Annotated in this window: 13 protein-coding genes; 9 read left to right on the top strand and 4 right to left on the bottom strand. The window is 70.9% G+C overall.

Annotated features, from left to right (window positions below; translation table 11 throughout):
- Positions 1–53: 53 nt before the first annotated feature.
- Entirely contained in the window at positions 54–1,391 is a 1,338-nt protein-coding gene (locus tag OHS81_RS17515; protein ID WP_328385686.1) for an MATE family efflux transporter, read from the bottom strand.
- A 476-nt stretch (positions 1,392–1,867) separates the two neighbouring features.
- Here OHS81_RS17515 and dnaB point away from each other — a divergent pair, with 476 nt between their 5' ends.
- Positions 1,868–3,325: a replicative DNA helicase gene (dnaB, locus tag OHS81_RS17510; RefSeq protein ID WP_206739846.1), complete on the top strand. Its 1,458-nt coding sequence runs from the start codon at positions 1,868–1,870 to the stop codon at positions 3,323–3,325.
- A gap of 56 nt (positions 3,326–3,381) precedes the next feature.
- Here the strand turns inward: dnaB and OHS81_RS17505 are convergent, their stop codons facing one another.
- Positions 3,382–4,347 (bottom strand): NADP-dependent oxidoreductase, encoded by a 966-nt coding sequence (locus OHS81_RS17505; protein ID WP_328385685.1) that lies wholly within the window; start codon positions 4,345–4,347, stop codon positions 3,382–3,384.
- 144 nt (positions 4,348–4,491) lie between these two features.
- On the opposite strand from OHS81_RS17505, the gene OHS81_RS17500 reads away from it, so the two are divergent.
- From OHS81_RS17500 to OHS81_RS17475, 6 genes are all read left to right on the top strand, one after another.
- On the top strand, positions 4,492–5,466 hold the full coding sequence (locus OHS81_RS17500; protein WP_328385684.1) for a GlxA family transcriptional regulator: 975 nt from the start codon (positions 4,492–4,494) through the stop codon (positions 5,464–5,466).
- A gap of 160 nt (positions 5,467–5,626) precedes the next feature.
- On the top strand, positions 5,627–6,859 hold the full coding sequence (locus tag OHS81_RS17495; protein WP_328385683.1) for a DNA polymerase III subunit beta family protein: 1,233 nt from the start codon (positions 5,627–5,629) through the stop codon (positions 6,857–6,859).
- Positions 6,860–6,933: 74 nt separating this feature from the next.
- The gene (locus OHS81_RS17490) at positions 6,934–7,659 is read left to right on the top strand and encodes a hypothetical protein (RefSeq protein ID WP_328385682.1); all 726 of its coding nucleotides are present in this window, start codon (positions 6,934–6,936) and stop codon (positions 7,657–7,659) included.
- Between the two features lie 49 nt (positions 7,660–7,708).
- Positions 7,709–9,154 (top strand): serine hydrolase domain-containing protein, encoded by a 1,446-nt coding sequence (locus OHS81_RS17485; protein ID WP_328385681.1) that lies wholly within the window; start codon positions 7,709–7,711, stop codon positions 9,152–9,154.
- A gap of 92 nt (positions 9,155–9,246) precedes the next feature.
- Positions 9,247–10,401 carry a pyridoxal-phosphate-dependent aminotransferase family protein gene (locus OHS81_RS17480; RefSeq protein WP_328385680.1) on the top strand — a complete coding sequence of 385 codons (1,155 nt, stop codon included), beginning with the start codon at positions 9,247–9,249 and terminating at the stop codon, positions 10,399–10,401.
- A 592-nt stretch (positions 10,402–10,993) separates the two neighbouring features.
- The gene (locus OHS81_RS17475; RefSeq protein ID WP_328385679.1) at positions 10,994–11,740 is read left to right on the top strand and encodes a TetR/AcrR family transcriptional regulator; all 747 of its coding nucleotides are present in this window, start codon (positions 10,994–10,996) and stop codon (positions 11,738–11,740) included.
- Positions 11,741–11,773: 33 nt separating this feature from the next.
- On the opposite strand, the gene OHS81_RS17470 is transcribed toward OHS81_RS17475, so the two are convergent.
- On the bottom strand, positions 11,774–12,226 hold the full coding sequence (locus tag OHS81_RS17470; RefSeq protein WP_328385678.1) for a GNAT family N-acetyltransferase: 453 nt from the start codon (positions 12,224–12,226) through the stop codon (positions 11,774–11,776).
- A gap of 133 nt (positions 12,227–12,359) precedes the next feature.
- Complete coding sequence (locus OHS81_RS17465) at positions 12,360–12,890, bottom strand: MarR family winged helix-turn-helix transcriptional regulator (RefSeq protein ID WP_328385677.1); 531 nt, start codon at positions 12,888–12,890, stop codon at positions 12,360–12,362.
- A 145-nt stretch (positions 12,891–13,035) separates the two neighbouring features.
- On the opposite strand from OHS81_RS17465, the gene OHS81_RS17460 reads away from it, so the two are divergent.
- The gene (locus tag OHS81_RS17460; RefSeq protein WP_328385676.1) at positions 13,036–14,256 is read left to right on the top strand and encodes an MFS transporter; all 1,221 of its coding nucleotides are present in this window, start codon (positions 13,036–13,038) and stop codon (positions 14,254–14,256) included.
- Positions 14,257–14,373: 117 nt separating this feature from the next.
- Positions 14,374–14,829 carry a GlcG/HbpS family heme-binding protein gene (locus tag OHS81_RS17455; RefSeq protein WP_328385675.1) on the top strand — a complete coding sequence of 152 codons (456 nt, stop codon included), beginning with the start codon at positions 14,374–14,376 and terminating at the stop codon, positions 14,827–14,829.
- Positions 14,830–15,277: the final 448 nt, after the last annotated feature.

Raw genomic sequence — 15,277 nt, 5'->3', positions numbered from 1 at the left:
AAGCGAGCGCACACGGTCATTATTGACATGCGGTGCGTGCTGCGGGAGATGGTTCAGCGCGAGGCTCCTGTCACAATCCACCGGCCGGAGCGAGTACGCAGCCACAGAGTCAGCATGCGGACGGTCATCATCAGCGCCATGGCCCACCACAGCGCCACCAGTCCGCCGCCCAGAGCGGGCACGGCCAGCGCGGCCGGAGCGAACAGCGCCAGCGTCACCACCATGGCCCAGGCGAGATACGGGCCGTCCCCCGCGCCCATCAGGACGCCGTCGAGGATGAAGACGATGCCGGAGACCGGCTGTGTCACGGCCACGACCAGGAGCGTGCTCAGCAGTGGACCCTGCACGGCGGGGTCCGAGGTGAACAGGGGGATGAACAAGGGGCGGGCGAGCGCGACCAGCACACCGAGGACCAGGCCGGCGGCGACGCCCCACTGGACCATCCGCCGGCAGACGGCCCGGGCGCCGTCGCGGTCCTCCGCACCGAGGTAGCGGCCTATGATGGCCTGCCCGGCGATGGCGATGGCGTCCAGCGCGAAGGCCAGCAGGGACCACAGCGTGAGCACGATCTGGTGCGCGGCGACCTCGGCGTCGCCGAGCCGGGCGGCAACGGCGGTGGCGATCATCAGCACAGCGCGCAGCGAGAGCGTACGGACCAGCAGCGGTACCCCTGCCTGGGCCGAAGCGCGGATGCCCACGGCGTCGGGGCGCAGCGAGGCGCCATGCCGCCGCGCACCGCGGATGACCACGGTGAGGTAGACCGCGGCCATGCCGCACTGGGCGATGACCGTGCCCCAGGCGGAGCCCGCGATGCCGAGCCCGGCGCCGTAGACCAGGCAGATGTTGAGCGCGGCGTTGGCGGAGAAGCCGCCGATGGCGACATAGAGCGGGGTCCGGGTGTCCTGGAGACCGCGGAGCACGCCGGTGGCGGCCAGCACGACGAGCATCGCGGGGATGCCGAGGGCGCTGATGCGCAGATACGCCGTCGCGTACGGGGCGGCGGTGGCGGAGGCTCCGAAGGCCTCGACGAGCCAGGGGGCCGTGGGCAGGACGGCCACGATGACGGCGGCGCCGAGCAGCAGGGCGAGCCAGATGCCGTCCATGCCCTGGCGGATGGCGGCGGGAAGATCGCCGGCGCCGACCCTGCGGGAGACCGCCGCGGTGGTCGCATAGGCGAGGAAGACGAAGACGGAGACGGCGGTGGTGAGCAGGGCGGCGGCGACGCCCAGGCCGGCGAGCTGGGGAGTGCCGAGGTGGCCGATGACGGCGCTGTCGACCATGACGAAGAGAGGTTCCGCGACCAGTGAGCCGAAGGCGGGCAGGGCGAGGGCGATGATCTCGCGGTCATGGCGACGGTCGGTGCGCCGCGGTGTCGCGGGAGCCTGGGTCATGCGCCCAAGGTAATCGTCCACAGGTAAGAGATGCAAACCTCTTGCAGTCCTTACTTTCCGCTGCGTGGAGCTGCCTTCCCTGTGCCGTTTGTCGTGATCTTGAGCCGCGTGGGGAAGTTTTTCTTCCCCACAGCCTATGGATGAGGAAACTGCAGGTCAGAAGGGTGTGGGCGGGGTGATTGTGTGCTTGTCCACAGAAGTTTCCCCCGTGCCGTGCACAGGATCCGGGGACTTCTCCACAGCTGAAGGGCAGTCATCCACATGGCCTGTGGATAACCAGATTGGCGGACGGTGCCCACGGGCCTACCGTGGTCCGGCACCCGCCGCCTGTTCCGGCCTGAGAAATCGTCCGAACTCGACGCGCCGTAACCGGAGTCGGGCGTCTCGATTGTCAGAGCTGTGCCGTAAGAAAGAACAGCACAGCAAGGTCCGCGCCGCGGACGGGAGGAGGTGCCGGGGTGAGCATTCCCGAGCCCATGGAAGACCCCTGGGCGGACTCCGGTCCCAGCGACCTGCTGCCGGCCGCCCGCTCCCGGCGGGGTGAGGGCAAGGGACGCGGCCGCGGCGACCGCCAGGAACGCGACGACGACGGCGGCTCCTGGGCAGGCGGCTTCGAGCGCGTCCCCCCACAGGACCTGGATGCCGAGCAGTCCGTGCTCGGCGGCATGCTGCTGTCCAAGGACGCGATCGCGGATGTCGTCGAAGTCCTCAAGGGCGAGGACTTCTACCGCCCCGCCCATGAGCTGGTCTACCAGGCGATCCTCGACCTGTACGCCAAGGGCGAGCCCGCCGACCCGATCACCATCGCCGCGGAGCTGACCAAGCGCGGCGAGATCGCGCGGGTCGGCGGTGCCTCGTATCTGCACACGCTCGTCCAGTCCGTACCGACGGCCGCGAACGCCGAGTACTACGCCGAGATCGTCCATGAGCGTGCGGTGCTGCGCCGGCTGGTCGAGGCCGGCACCCGTATCACGCAGATGGGATACGCCGCGGACGGCGATGTCGACGAGATCGTCAACAGCGCCCAGGCGGAGATCTACGCCGTCACCGAGCAGCGGACCAGTGAGGACTACCTTCCGCTCGGCGACATCATGGAGGGCGCCCTCGACGAGATCGAGGCGATCGGCTCGCGCCAGGGCCAGATGACGGGCGTGCCGACGGGCTTCACCGACCTGGATTCCCTGACCAACGGCCTGCACCCCGGCCAGATGATCGTGATCGCGGCCCGTCCCGCCATGGGTAAGTCGACCCTGGCGCTGGACTTCGCGCGGGCCTGTTCGATCAAGAGCAACCTGCCGAGCGTGATCTTCTCGCTGGAAATGGGACGCAACGAGATCGCGATGCGTCTGCTGTCCGCCGAGGCACGGGTCGCGCTGCACCACATGCGCTCCGGCAGCATGACGGACGAGGACTGGACGCGGCTGGCGCGCCGGATGCCGGATGTTTCCGCCGCGCCGCTGTACATCGACGATTCGCCGAACCTGTCGATGATGGAGATCCGCGCCAAGTGCCGCCGGCTCAAGCAGCGCAACGAACTGAAGCTGGTGGTCATCGACTACCTCCAGCTGATGCAGTCCGGCGGCTCGAAGCGCGCCGAGAGCCGCCAGCAGGAGGTCTCGGACATGTCCCGAAACCTCAAGCTGCTGGCGAAGGAGCTGGAGCTCCCGGTGATCGCGCTCTCCCAGCTGAACCGTGGCCCCGAGCAGCGTACGGACAAGAAGCCGATGGTCTCCGACCTGCGTGAATCCGGTTCGATCGAGCAGGACGCCGACATGGTCATCCTGCTGCACCGCGAGGACGCCTATGAGAAGGAGTCCCCGCGGGCCGGCGAGGCCGACCTGATCGTGGCGAAGCACCGTAACGGCCCCACGGCGACGATCACGGTCGCGTTCCAGGGTCACTACTCACGCTTCGTGGACATGGCGCAGACGTGAGGGGAGCGTCCGCGGCACCGCACAGCGCATGACGGACGCACATGGACGAACCGCCGTCAGGGCGCGACGGACAGGACGATCTTTCCGGTGGTGCGGCCGGTCTCGCCGAGGGCGTGCGCCTTTGCGGCCTCTTCGAGAGGCAGCACGGTGTCGACGGTGACCTGCAGCTTTCCGCTGTTCACCAGGTCGGCGACGGCGCGCAGTCCGGCCTGGTCGGGCTCGACGAGCAGGAATCCCGCGCGGATCCCTGCCTCGCGTGCCTGCGCGGCCGGGAAGGAGTCGTCCAGCGGCAGGATCGACACCAGCGTGCCTCCGGGGCGCAGGGTGCGCAGCGAGCGGGCGCCGTAGTCGCCACCGATGGTGTCGAGGACGATGTCGACGTCGCGCACCGTCTCCGCGAAGTCCTGCTGGGTGTAGTCGACGAGTTCATCGGCGCCCAGGCCGCGCAGGAAGCCGTGCTTGGCCTGCCGCGCGGTGCCGATGACGTATGCACCGCGGGACTTGGCGATCTGCACGGCCAGGTGGCCGACTCCGCCCGCCGCGGCGTGGATCAGCACCCGCGCGCCGGGCTGGACGTTCGCGGTGTCGGCCAGGGCCTGCCAGGCAGTCAGCGACGCCAGCGGGAGGGCGGCCCCCTGGACGTGATCCAGGCTCGCCGGGAGGTGGGCGAAGTGGCGCGCCGGGGCGGTGACGTACTCCGCGTAGGCCCCGGCGGGATGCGGGAAGCGGGGCATGCCGAAGACCTTGTCGCCCGGCGCGAAGACGGTCACACCGAGCCCGACCGCCTCGACCACGCCGGAGACATCGAAGCCCAGGGTGAAGGGGGTCTTGGCGCCGCTGAGGAATTCGCCCTGGGTGCGGCTCTTCCAGTCGGTCGGATTGACGCCCGCGGCGTGCACCCGGACCAGGATCTCCGTCGGGCCGGGTACCGGACGGTCGGTGGTGATCATCTTGAGGACGTCGGGGCCACCGGCGGTGTCCTGGCTGACGGCACGCATCTGCGGGGTCCGGGTCTCGGACATGGAGTCTCCTTGGTACTGGTGCCTACGGCGATGACGGGCGTTCCGCGCCGCTGGGCGGCCGCGTTTCCCGGGGTGTTGCCAGCTTTGCGTGGCGGCCGCGGACCCGGCGGTGTCCAGATGGCCAACGTTTGAAAGAATCGGGCCATGCATCGCGTTGGTGTCCTTGCCCTGGACGGTGTCGTCCCCTTCGAGCTCGGGATCCCCGCGCGGATCTTCGGCGCCGCGCACAGCGCCGACGGCAAACCCCTCTACTCCGTGGTCACCTGCAGTCCGGACGGACGCCCGGTGAGCGCCAAGGCCGACTACGACATCGCGGTCACCGAGGACGCCTCCGTGCTCGCGAGCGTGGACACCGTCGTCATCCCGCCGTCCCACGCGCTGGGCCCGATCGTCGAGGACGGCCGGCTGCCCGAGGAACTGCGCACGGTGCTGGAGCACGTACGGCCCGGCACCCGGATGGTGGCGATCTGCACCGGGGCGTTCGTGCTGGCCGCCGCCGGGTTGCTCGATCACCGGCCGGCCACCACGCACTGGCGGGAGGCCGCACAACTGCAACGCCTCTTCACGACGGTCCGTGTCGACCCCAATGTGCTCTTCGTCGACGACGGCGATGTCCTCACCTCTGCCGGTGCCGCCGCCGGTGTGGACCTGTGTGTGCACCTTGTGCGCCGTGACCACGGCAGCGCCGTCGCCAACGAAGTGGCCCGTTTGTGTGTGGTGCCGCCCTGGCGGGACGGCGGTCAGGCCCAGTTCATCCGGCTGCCCGTCCCCCTCCCGTCGGCGGGTGGCACCGCGGCCACCCGCGCATGGGCCCTGGAGCGTCTCGGCGAGCCGCTGACGCTCAATGCCCTCGCCGCCCATGCCCGGGTCAGCGTGCGCACCCTCACTCGGCGCTTCCGTGACGAGGTCGGTATGAGCCCAGGTCAGTGGCTCGCCGTGCAGCGCGTCGAACGCGCCCGGCATCTGCTGGAGACCACGGACTGGTCCATCGACCTCGTCGCTCATCACGCGGGCTTCGGCACCGGCACCTCCCTGCGCCAGCATCTGCACGGTGCGGTGGGGGTGTCGCCGCAGGCGTATCGGCGGACGTTCCGGAGCGCGGCGGCGCTGACTGCCTGAGGGCGTGCCGGGCGGCGGTGGCCGACGGGTGGGGCCGGTCGACGGGACCGGTCGACGGGTGAGGTCGGTCGGCCGACGGGACCGGTCGAGGGGTGGGGCCGGTCGGGGGCGGGCCGCGCGCCTTGACCTTCAGGTTGGTTGAAGCTCCACCATGGCGTGCATGGACGACACCGAAGAGCTGCTGACGATCGGTGCCTTTGCCCGTCGGGCCGGGCTGGCGCCGAGTGCCCTGCGGTTCTACGACGACTGCGGGGTGCTGCGGCCGGCGCGGGTGGACACCGCGACGGGGTATCGCCACTACGGGGCGGGGCAGGCAGCGCGCGCGGTGAAGCTGCGGCAGTTGCGTGCGGCAGGGCTGCCGCTGATGGATGTCGCGGTCGTGCTGGACGGGCCCGCGCAGGCGGCGCGGGATGTCCTACGGACTCACCTGGAGCGGACGCGGCGGACGGCGGACGAGGCCCGGGCCGTGGTGGAGGGGTTCCTACGGGAGGCAGCCGGCACGACGGAGGACCGCGGGAGCCTGACGCGGGCGTGGGTGGGCGGGGCCGAACTCGCCAGTGCGGTACGGCAGGTGGCGCCCGCGGCGGCGACCGGGGAGGCCAGGGAGCGCTTTCCGGTGCTGGGGTGTGTGCTGCTCGAACTCGCCGAGGGCGAGGTGCGATGGGTGGCGACGGACCGCTATCGGCTGGCGGTGCGGGTGCTGCGGCCGACCGCGTTCGAGGGCGGGCCGCGGCAGGTGTTGATCGGTGCGGCCCGGGCGCGGGACCTGGCGGAGTGGGCCGTACGGCAGATGACGATCGAAATGGAGTGCCCGGGGGACACGGCGGGAGTCCGGCTGTGGAGCGGTGCGGACTGCCGGGACATACCCGAGGGCCTGGGCGAGGGGCCGGCCCATGGCGGGGAACCGGGCGGGTTTCCGGACTACCGCCTGCTGCCGGCGGGCCTGGAGGCGGTGCGGCACCGGCTGATCGTCGACCGGGTGGGGCTGCGGGACGCGGTGGCCGGGCGGGCCGGGGCGGTGTCGTTGTCGGTCGGGACGGTGGTCGGGGAGCCGGATGACGGCGGTGGCCCGGCGGATCCGGACACCGCCGGAGACGCGATGCGGTACGGGACGGGGCAGGTGCTGGAGGTGGCGGGCGGGGGCCGCGAGCCCGTCCGGATGCGGACGGTGCATACGGGGCCGAGGCTGCGGATCGGCTTTGATCCGGCCGTGCTGGTGCCCGCGCTGGAGGCCGGAGTGGGGCCGGATGTGCTGCTGGAGATCGCTTCGGCGGACCGGCCCGTCGTGGTCCGCTCCGCCGACCAGGGAAGTTTCACGACATGGGTGATGCCGGTGCGCAGGTGCGCGGCTGCTGATCGCGCCGACGCCGCTCACACCGCATCCCGGATCTGAGCGATAAGACCGGGCAACGGCTGCTGAGTTGCTGAGTTGCTGTGCTGAGGAGAGCTGATGAGGGGAGCGGGCGGGTGGATCCGGAACTGCCGGTGGTGCGGCTGTGCGTGGAGGGGATGCGGGCCGAGGCGGAAGGGCGGTCCGAGCGAGCGCTCGACCTCTTCCAGCAGGCCTGGGACATCGCTGCCGACGACTACGAGGCGTGCGTCGCGGCGCACTATGTCGCCCGGCACCAGAACTCGCCGGAGGAGACGCTTCGTTGGAACCAGGAGTGTCTGGACCGCGCCGGCCGGGTGGGGGACGAGCGGGTAGCCGGGTTCTATCCGTCGCTGTACGTGAACATGGGGCACGCCTGCCGGCGGCTCGGCCGGACCGCCCTTGCGCACACGTATTTCACGCGGGCCGCCGAGCGGGTGGGGGACGCACCCGAGGGGCAGTACGGCGACTGGAACCGGTTCGCGATTGCGGAGGGCCTGCGTGCCACAGCGCCCGGTGGTGCCGGGGACGTCAGTGAGGTGAACGCCGGTGAGGGGAAGGGCGATGCCGGTGGGGATCCGGCGCGACACAACCTCGATGAGGAGGTCGACGGACGGGTGCGGGCCTTGTTGTCGCGGTGGTGCGCGCGGGCCGATCTCAAGGCGCTGGGGCTGACGCTCCCGGCCTACCTCGGATACCTCGGGACGGAGGACGACCGGGCACGGCTGCGGGCCGCGCTGCACACGGTGCATGCCGCGCGGTGGCTGCCCGAGGAGGAGCAGAGCGAACTGGGCGCGCTGACCGGGGCGGCAGCGCTGCGGTGATGCGGCGAGGATAGGCCCGGCCGAACCGGATCCGCTGTTGAGGAGCGCCATGACCATCGGAGAGTCCACGGAGTCCCACGAGCCGGCGGCGGGCCCTCTGCCGCAGGTGGCCGCTACGCCCGAGGAGTTCGCGGAGCTGCTGCCCCGGACACGGCGGGCATTGCTGCACCGGCTGGCGGCCGGGCAGACCGAGGGGCGGGCGCCCTCCATGACGGGTGCGGTCGTCCGCAGCGGGCGGACGGTGTGGACGGCCGGCCGGGGCTCGGTGGAGGGAGAGGCACCGCACGGAGAGGTGCAGTACCGGATCGGTTCGCTGACCAAGACCTTTGTCGCCGTGCTGGTCATGCGGCTGCGGGACGAGGGGCTGCTGTGCCTGGAGGACCCGGTCGGCAGGCATCTGGACGGGACCCCGGTGCCGGACGCGACAATCGCTCAACTGCTCGCGCACAGTTCGGGACTGACGGCCGAGGCGCGAGGGCCGTGGTGGGAACGGACCACGGGTGCCCTGCGGCCCGAGCCGGCCGACCTCTTCGGCGAGCGGCCGCAGCGGCTCCCCGCCGGACGGCGCCACCATTACTCCAACCCCGGCTACGCACTGCTCGGCGCGCTGGTCGAACGGCTGCGAGGCGGAACCCCGTGGGGCGAGGTGCTGCGCAATGAGGTGCTGGAGCCGCTGAACATGGGACGCACGACGCCGGTGCCGGAGCGTCCGTACGCGAGTGGCTGGGCGGTCCACCCGTGGGCCGACGCCGTGCTGCCGGAGCCGGCCGAGGACACCGGTTTGATGGGCCCCGCGGGGCAGCTGTGGTCCACTGCCGAGGACCTGGGCCGGTGGGCGGCGTTTCTGCTGCGGGGCGACGAGCGGGTGCTCGGTGCGGCGAGCCTGGCCGAGATGCGGAGGCCGGCCGTACCGCCGGAGGGGAACGCGTGGGACGCGGGGTACGGACTGGGCCTTCAGCTCGTACGGCGCGAAGGACGGCTGCTGGCCGGGCACGTCGGTTCGATGCCCGGCTTTCTGGCGGCGTTGTGGACCGATCCCGAGGAGGACGTTGCCGGGGTCGTGCTCGCCAACTGCACCTCGGGCCCGGCGGTCGCGGCCCTCGCCGCCGATCTCGCCGGAATCGTGAGCGAGCTGGAGCCCCGGATCCCCGAGCCCTGGCGCCCGATGCCCGGGCCGCTGGATCCGGACCTGCTGGCGCTGACCGGGCCCTGGTACTGGGGCGCGAACCCGCACCTCCTGCGGCTGCGGGCCGGGGGCGGGCTGGAGCTCACGCCGCTGTCCGGGACAGGACGGCTCTCACGGTTCCGGGCCGAGGAGGACGGCACATGGACGGGGCTGGACGGCTATTACGCGGGCGAGACGCTCCGCGTGGTGCGGGAGCGGGACGGCTCGGTGAGCCATCTGGATCTCGCTACCTTCGTGTTCACCCGCGGGCCGTACGAGCCGTCGGAAGCGGTGCCCGGTGGGGTGGATCCGCAGGGCTGGAGGGTGTGAGGCCTGTACGGCGGGGGGCCGGGAAGCGGACGTACAGTCGAACCAGATGTCAGGAGCCGCGCCGAGTCGGCTCGCTACCGCTGGAAGGCCCTGTGACTGCCGTGTCTGACCCGACCGCGAACGCCGCTGCCCCGGATCTGCTCGATCTGCTCGACCTGCCGCCGCTTTCCGCGGCTCACTTCGCGCGGATCGAGGACAAGGTCGCCGCCCTGATGCACACCCGCTGCGATGTGGTGGCGATGCAGGGCGAGGCGCTGCTGCCCTTGGAGGCCTGTATCCGCTCGGCAGTGCGGCCCGGCAGCACCGCACTCAACATCATCACCGGACCCTATGGCGAGACGTTCGGCGGCTGGCTGCGCTCCTGCGGAGCCGAGGTGGTCACTGTCACCGCGCCGTTCACGGGTGCGGTCGACCCGCGGCAGGTGGCGGATGCGTTGCAGGAGCACCCCGAGATCGACTTCGTGAGCCTGGTGCACGCGGAGGCAGCCACCGGCAACACCAACCCTGTCGCGGAGATCGGCCGGGTGGTGCGGGAGCACGGCGCGCTGCTGATGCTGGACGCGGTCGCGTCGGTGGGCGCCGAGCCGCTGCTCACCGACGAATGGGGCGTGGACCTGTGTGTGATCGGCGGACAGAAGGCGATGGCAGGGCCTGCCGGGGTGTCGGCGGTCTCGGTCAGTGCCCGTGCGTGGGAGCGGATCGCCGCCAATGAGCAGGCTCCGCGGCGCTCGTACCTCTCGCTGCTGGACTGGAAGGAGCGCTGGATCGATGGTGGACGCACGGCACTGCCGCACGCCCCGGCGCAACTGGAGATGCTCGCGCTGGAGCAGGCCACGGACCGTCTGCACGCCGAGGGCCTGGATGCCGTCATCACCCGGCACCGGGCGGCGGCCGCGGCGACCAGGGCCGGTGTGCGGGCGTTGGGCGGTCTGGCTCCTTACGTCGTCAGCGACGAGGACGCGGCGCCGGCCGCCACGACGCTCCGTGCGCCTGAGGGCGTGGACGCCCGGGAGATCGTGACCGCCGCGCTCGCGGTGGATGCAGCGGTGCCGGTGCAGGCAGCGGCGGGTGCGCTGGCCAAGGAGATGATCCGGGTGAACCACTACGGCCGCGCCGCCGACCGGGCGGTGGTCATGGCTTCGCTGGCGGCACTGGCGAGCGGACTGCGTGCACTGGGTGCGTCCGTGGATGCCGAGGGTGCGGCGCAGGCGGCGGCCGCCGCGTGGGACGCGGTGGCCGCACACTGAGACGAGCCTGCGCCCAGCCGTAGGGCGAGTGGTCGTGGTGGGGTCGTGTTTCACGTGAAACACGACCCCACACGTGTATCTGGAAGCGGCGTCGTTTCACGTGAAACACCCAGGCCCTTGGGAGCGCTCCCCGAAGGCGCGGTGTTCCCAACCTCCGTCTCTTGTAGGGAAGTTGAGCGCTGGCGACGGAGGAAGGCGAGAGCCGTTGTTCTCCTGGAGCCGGCGTCGGCGGTAATCGCGGCCGGCGGTTATCTGGTCCGGCGTCTGTCAGCAGTAGTCCGGTGGCGTGCCCGAGGCTCCGGGGGCAGGCTGGACGCACAAAACGCCTCAAGGCGCCCAAAGTGCCGCAAGACGCCATAGGCACCGGCAAGGCCGACCTTGCTTGCCTTGCGGGCCTCAATCCACCGGGGTCGGTCCTGTCGGCGGCCCACTGTCCGCGCCGACGTCGGCTGCGGGGCCGTTTCTCCGGCCGCCGCGCCGCTGAGGCCCTGAACGATCTTGCTGGAGCCCTCTCATAGAATCGGAACGAGCGACCCGCTTGAAAGGGCGGAACGCGCGCACCGGGTGTCGACGTTTTTCAGGAGGTCCGGCGGTGATTCAGGGTGGTGTCACGCGTCCCCGTGCGGATGCGCGGCGCAACAGGGCACTGGTGCTCCAGGCGGCTCGATTCGCTTTCGAGGAACAGGGGTTGGGGGTACCACTCGGAGAGATCGCGCGCCGTGCGGGCGTCGGCGCGGGAACCGTCTACCGCCATTTCCCTTCCAAGGAAGCCCTGTTCAGGGCGACGATCGTGGAGCGGATCGAGCTTTTCACCGACACCGCAAGGGACTTGGCCGAGGCGCCGGACCCTGGTGCGGTGTTCTTTCGCTTCCTTTCCTCCGTGGTGCGGCTCGTTTCACGGAACAAGGCGTTGTGTGACGCACTGGAAGCCGCCGGCGCGGGCCGTTTCGAACCGGCGCCGGGGGTCGGTCAGGACTTCGACGATGCGCTGGAGGTCCTGCTCGGGAGAGCCCAAGAGGCAGGCGCCGTACGGCGGGACGTCGGTATAGCGGATCTCAGGGCCCTGCTGGTGGGCTGTCTTTCCATGGAGCGGGCCCGGGCGGCAACCGGCGCGGAGCCGGGGGAGCAGGGCCTGATGACGGCGTTGATGTGCGATGCACTGCGGCCGCCGCACGCCGTAACGAAACGCCCGATGGAGTCCATGAAACGTAACGAAGCGCAATGTGGGGTGTGCGGTGCGGCGATCGCGGCGGCGCGCACGGGCCGGCCCCCGCGCTACTGCGGCGGTGCCTGTCGGCAGAAGGCACACCGGACGCGGGGACGCACACGGCAGACGTGATCAGGTGAGGCCGCGCTTCGGCAGCCGCACTGCTCAGAGCTGGAGCTTGAAGCCCAGGTGGGAGGCCTCGAAGCCGAGGCGCTCATAGAAGCGGTGGGCGTCGACGCGGGTTGCGTCCGAGGTGAGCTGGACCATCTGACAGCCGAGCGTGCGGGATTCCGCGACCGCCCACTCGATGAGCTGGGTGCCGAGGCCGCTGCCGCGCTCGTCGCTATGGACCCGGACCCCCTCGATGATCGCGCGGGTGGCGCCGCGCCGGGACAGGCCAGGGATGACCGTGAGCTGAAGGGTGCCGACCGTTCGCCCCTCGCGGACCGCGACGATCTGGTGCTGTCGCGGGTCGGCGGCCAGTGCCTCGAACGCGGCGCGGTAGGGAGCCAGGTCGTCCGGCGATTCGCGGGCGGCGCCCAAGGGATCGTCGGCGAGCATCGCGATGATGGCGGGCAGGTCGGCCTCGGTGGCGCGGCGTATCTCGATATCGCTCATGGGCGTGACCTTATGCCGTGCGATCGAGGGTGCGGGAGGCAGGCAGCCGTGCCCCGTCCAGCAGTCGTGCCCCATGCAGCCGTCTGCCCCGTTGGCCCCGCCGGCCCCGACTCCCCTCCCCGGGCTCTCGGCGTCACTCCGGCGGTGCGAGCGTTTCGACGGCGGTGACCAGCGGCGCCAACTCGGGGCGCTGCGCGGCGTCCTGGAGGGCTTCACGCAGTGCGCCGTCGTGGGTGGGCCGGGCCTCCACCAGGAGCGCGAGGCCGTCGGGCGTCACATTGGTGTAGATGCCGCGCCGGTCGTCTGGGCACAGGTAGCGCGAGAGCAGCCCCCGCTCCTCGAGCCGCGTGACCAGGCGGGTCGTGGCGCTCTGGCTGAGGACGACGGAGTCCGCGACCTGGTGCATCCGCAGATGGCCGCCGGGACCGTCGTGCTGCTCGCTGAGCACGTTGAGGACCGAGAACTCACGGACGCTGAGGCCGTGCGCCTGCAGGGCGCGTTCGATGTGGGACTCGATGCGGCTGTGCAGCGCGGAGAGCGCGCACCAGCCCTGCGCCAGTCCAGGGGCCGGCGCCGGCGGGCAGCCGGGATCGGCCGGTGCTGCCGACTGCGGTGCCTCCACCGTCTCCTGCTGCTCCTGTATCTCCCGCGTCTGCTGCGTCATCGACGACCTCCTCAAGGGCGCGCCTCATGGGCCCATCACCCCAGGATAGGGCACCCGCGAAATATACGGCGCTTGCAAGTAACCGCGTCTGCAATTATTGTCTACGCTTGTAAGGGACGGACGCAATCATCTGAAGGGATCCGTCATGCCTCTCGCACTCCTGGCTCTCGCCATCGGTGCCTTTGGGATCGGAACGACCGAGTTCGCGGTCATGGGCCTGCTGCCCGACATGGCGGCAGGTTTTGGTGTCTCCATCCCCCTCGCCGGATACGCGACCACGGTCTATGCCCTCGGCGTGGTCATCGGAGCGCCCCTGATGACCGCCGTCGGCACGCGCTTCACCCGCAAGCAGATGCTGATGCTGCTGATGGGCCTGTTCATCGTGGGCAACCTGCTCACGGCCACCGCACCCAACTTCGGGATCATGCTCGCCGGGCGGGTCGTGGCCGCGTTCACGCACGGAGCGTTCTTCGGCATCGGCGCGCTCGTCGCCGCCGACCTCGTGGCGCCCGAGAAGCGCGCCACCGCCATATCGCTGATGTTCAGCGGCCTGACCATCGCCAACGTCGTGGGCGTACCGGCCGGCACCGTGCTCAGCCAGCAGTTCGACTGGCGCACCACCTTCTACGCCATCACCGCGCTCGGTGTGCTCGGCCTGCTGGGCATCGCCAAGCTGGTCCCGGCCCAGCGGGCGAAGGCGGCCTCTCCGCTGGGCAGTGAAATCGCGGTGTTCCGCAATCCGCAGGTCGGCCTCGCGATGCTGATGACGGTCCTGGGCTTCGGCGGTGTCTTCGCGGCCGTCACCTACCTCGCCTCGATGATGACCGAGGTCACCGGCTTCGCGCCGTCCTCCGTGATCTGGCTCACGGCCGTCTTCGGCCTCGGCATGGTCGGCGGGAACCTGGTCTCCGGTCGCTTCACCGACCGCGCCATGATGCCGATGCTGTTCGTGTCGATGACCGGTCTGGCACTGTCGCTGGCCGCGTTCAATTTCACCGCGCACCACAAGACCGCCGCCATCGTCACCATCGCGCTGATCGGCATCTTCGGCTTCGCCACCGTTCCGCCGCTGCAGAAGCGGGTGATGGACCAGGCGGCCGCGGCGCCCACCCTCGCCTCGGCCGGCAATATCGCGGCCTTCAACTTCGGCAACGCGCTGGCCGCCTGGCTCGGCGGGATCGTCATCTCGGCCGGCCTCGGCTACACCGCGCCCAACTGGGTCGGTGCGCTGATGACCGTCGCGGCGCTGGGGGTGGCGATATTCGCCACCGCGCTGGAGCGGCGTCAGACAGGCCGTGGCCGCGTGGTGGCCGCCGGCGGAGCCGACGCGACCGCCGACGAGCCCGTAGCGGCGGCGCACGGCTGAGAAATCCCGTCGTACCGCACGCCCGAATCAGCGGCGCACGGGCCTCACCGGACCAACGAGCACCCACCAGCGCAATACGCACCCCCAGCACCGCCACGCACCCAAGGAAGAGTCCTCATGAGTACCACCACCTCTGTTACGCCTGTTACGCCCATCCCCACCGTCCGCCCGCTCACCACCCGCGATGCCGAGGGCCTCATCGACGCCGCCGTTCGTGCCGCCGAAGGCCTCGGGGTGCGGGGCAGTGTCAGCGTTCTGGATGCGGGCGGTCATCTGCTCGGCTTCCGGCGGGACGACGCGGCCGTACTGATCTCGGGGGAGACCAGCACCCGCAAGGCGTACACGGCACTGCAGTTGGACGCCCCGACCGCTGACCTGGTCGAGCTCGTACGGCCCGACGGGCTCTTCCACACCCTGCCCACGGCGTTGGACCGGCCGCTGCTCTTCCTCGCGGGCGGTGTGCCGCTCCACCGGGACGGCCGGCTGATCGGCGCCCTCGGCTTCGGCGGCGGTGCCCCCGAGCAGGACCACCGGATCGTCACCGAGGCGACAGCGGAGGTCGGCCTTGCCTGACGATGCTCCTCCCGTGCCGGTGAGCCTCCGGTGCTTGAGGACGGAGATCGCGGTGACGAGCAGGTAGGTGGCCGTGGCGACCGCAGGCGCGACGACGGGGTTGATGTCCGGGGGCGGGGTGCCCGCGGCGGCCTCGGCGGCGAGGTCGTTGAAACCGGGCCGGAGTGAGAACACCGACAGCAGCACGGTGATGAGCGTCAGCCAGAACTTGACGTGAACCCAACGGTGCCTGGCCAGCCCCCAGGCGGTGCCCAGCGACAGCACCAGCCCGCTGACCAGCGAGACCAGCGCCACGGGGAGGACCAGCCAGTAACCGAAGATCTTCATCGCCGGGTAGGCGACGCCGGCCATGTCGGGGGAGCCGGTCGTGCAACCGGTGACGCCGTGCGCCCCGCGGTACATCTGCCGCCGGTGAGTATCCGCACATACGCGGGCTTGAAACGCCCCG

The sequence above is a fragment of the Streptomyces sp. NBC_00400 genome (assembly GCF_036048035.1).
GTDB lineage: Bacteria > Actinomycetota > Actinomycetes > Streptomycetales > Streptomycetaceae > Streptomyces.
This window is presented reverse-complemented; position numbering and strand designations above follow the sequence as displayed.

What these genes read in the sequence shown, in the direction of transcription:
- OHS81_RS17500 (WP_328385684.1), top strand. Translation starts at nt 4,492, where the DNA reads ATGCATCGCGTTGGTGTCCTTGCCCTGGACGGTGTCGTCCCCTTCGAG.
- OHS81_RS17495 (WP_328385683.1), top strand. Translation starts at nt 5,627, where the DNA reads ATGGACGACACCGAAGAGCTGCTGACGATCGGTGCCTTTGCCCGTCGG.
- OHS81_RS17505 (WP_328385685.1), bottom strand. Translation starts at nt 4,347, where the DNA reads ATGTCCGAGACCCGGACCCCGCAGATGCGTGCCGTCAGCCAGGACACC.
- OHS81_RS17465 (WP_328385677.1), bottom strand. Translation starts at nt 12,890, where the DNA reads ATGACGCAGCAGACGCGGGAGATACAGGAGCAGCAGGAGACGGTGGAG.
- dnaB (WP_206739846.1), top strand. Translation starts at nt 1,868, where the DNA reads ATGGAAGACCCCTGGGCGGACTCCGGTCCCAGCGACCTGCTGCCGGCC.
- OHS81_RS17470 (WP_328385678.1), bottom strand. Translation starts at nt 12,226, where the DNA reads ATGAGCGATATCGAGATACGCCGCGCCACCGAGGCCGACCTGCCCGCC.
- OHS81_RS17485 (WP_328385681.1), top strand. Translation starts at nt 7,709, where the DNA reads ATGACCATCGGAGAGTCCACGGAGTCCCACGAGCCGGCGGCGGGCCCT.
- OHS81_RS17460 (WP_328385676.1), top strand. Translation starts at nt 13,036, where the DNA reads ATGCCTCTCGCACTCCTGGCTCTCGCCATCGGTGCCTTTGGGATCGGA.
- OHS81_RS17455 (WP_328385675.1), top strand. Translation starts at nt 14,374, where the DNA reads ATGAGTACCACCACCTCTGTTACGCCTGTTACGCCCATCCCCACCGTC.
- OHS81_RS17515 (WP_328385686.1), bottom strand. Translation starts at nt 1,391, where the DNA reads ATGACCCAGGCTCCCGCGACACCGCGGCGCACCGACCGTCGCCATGAC.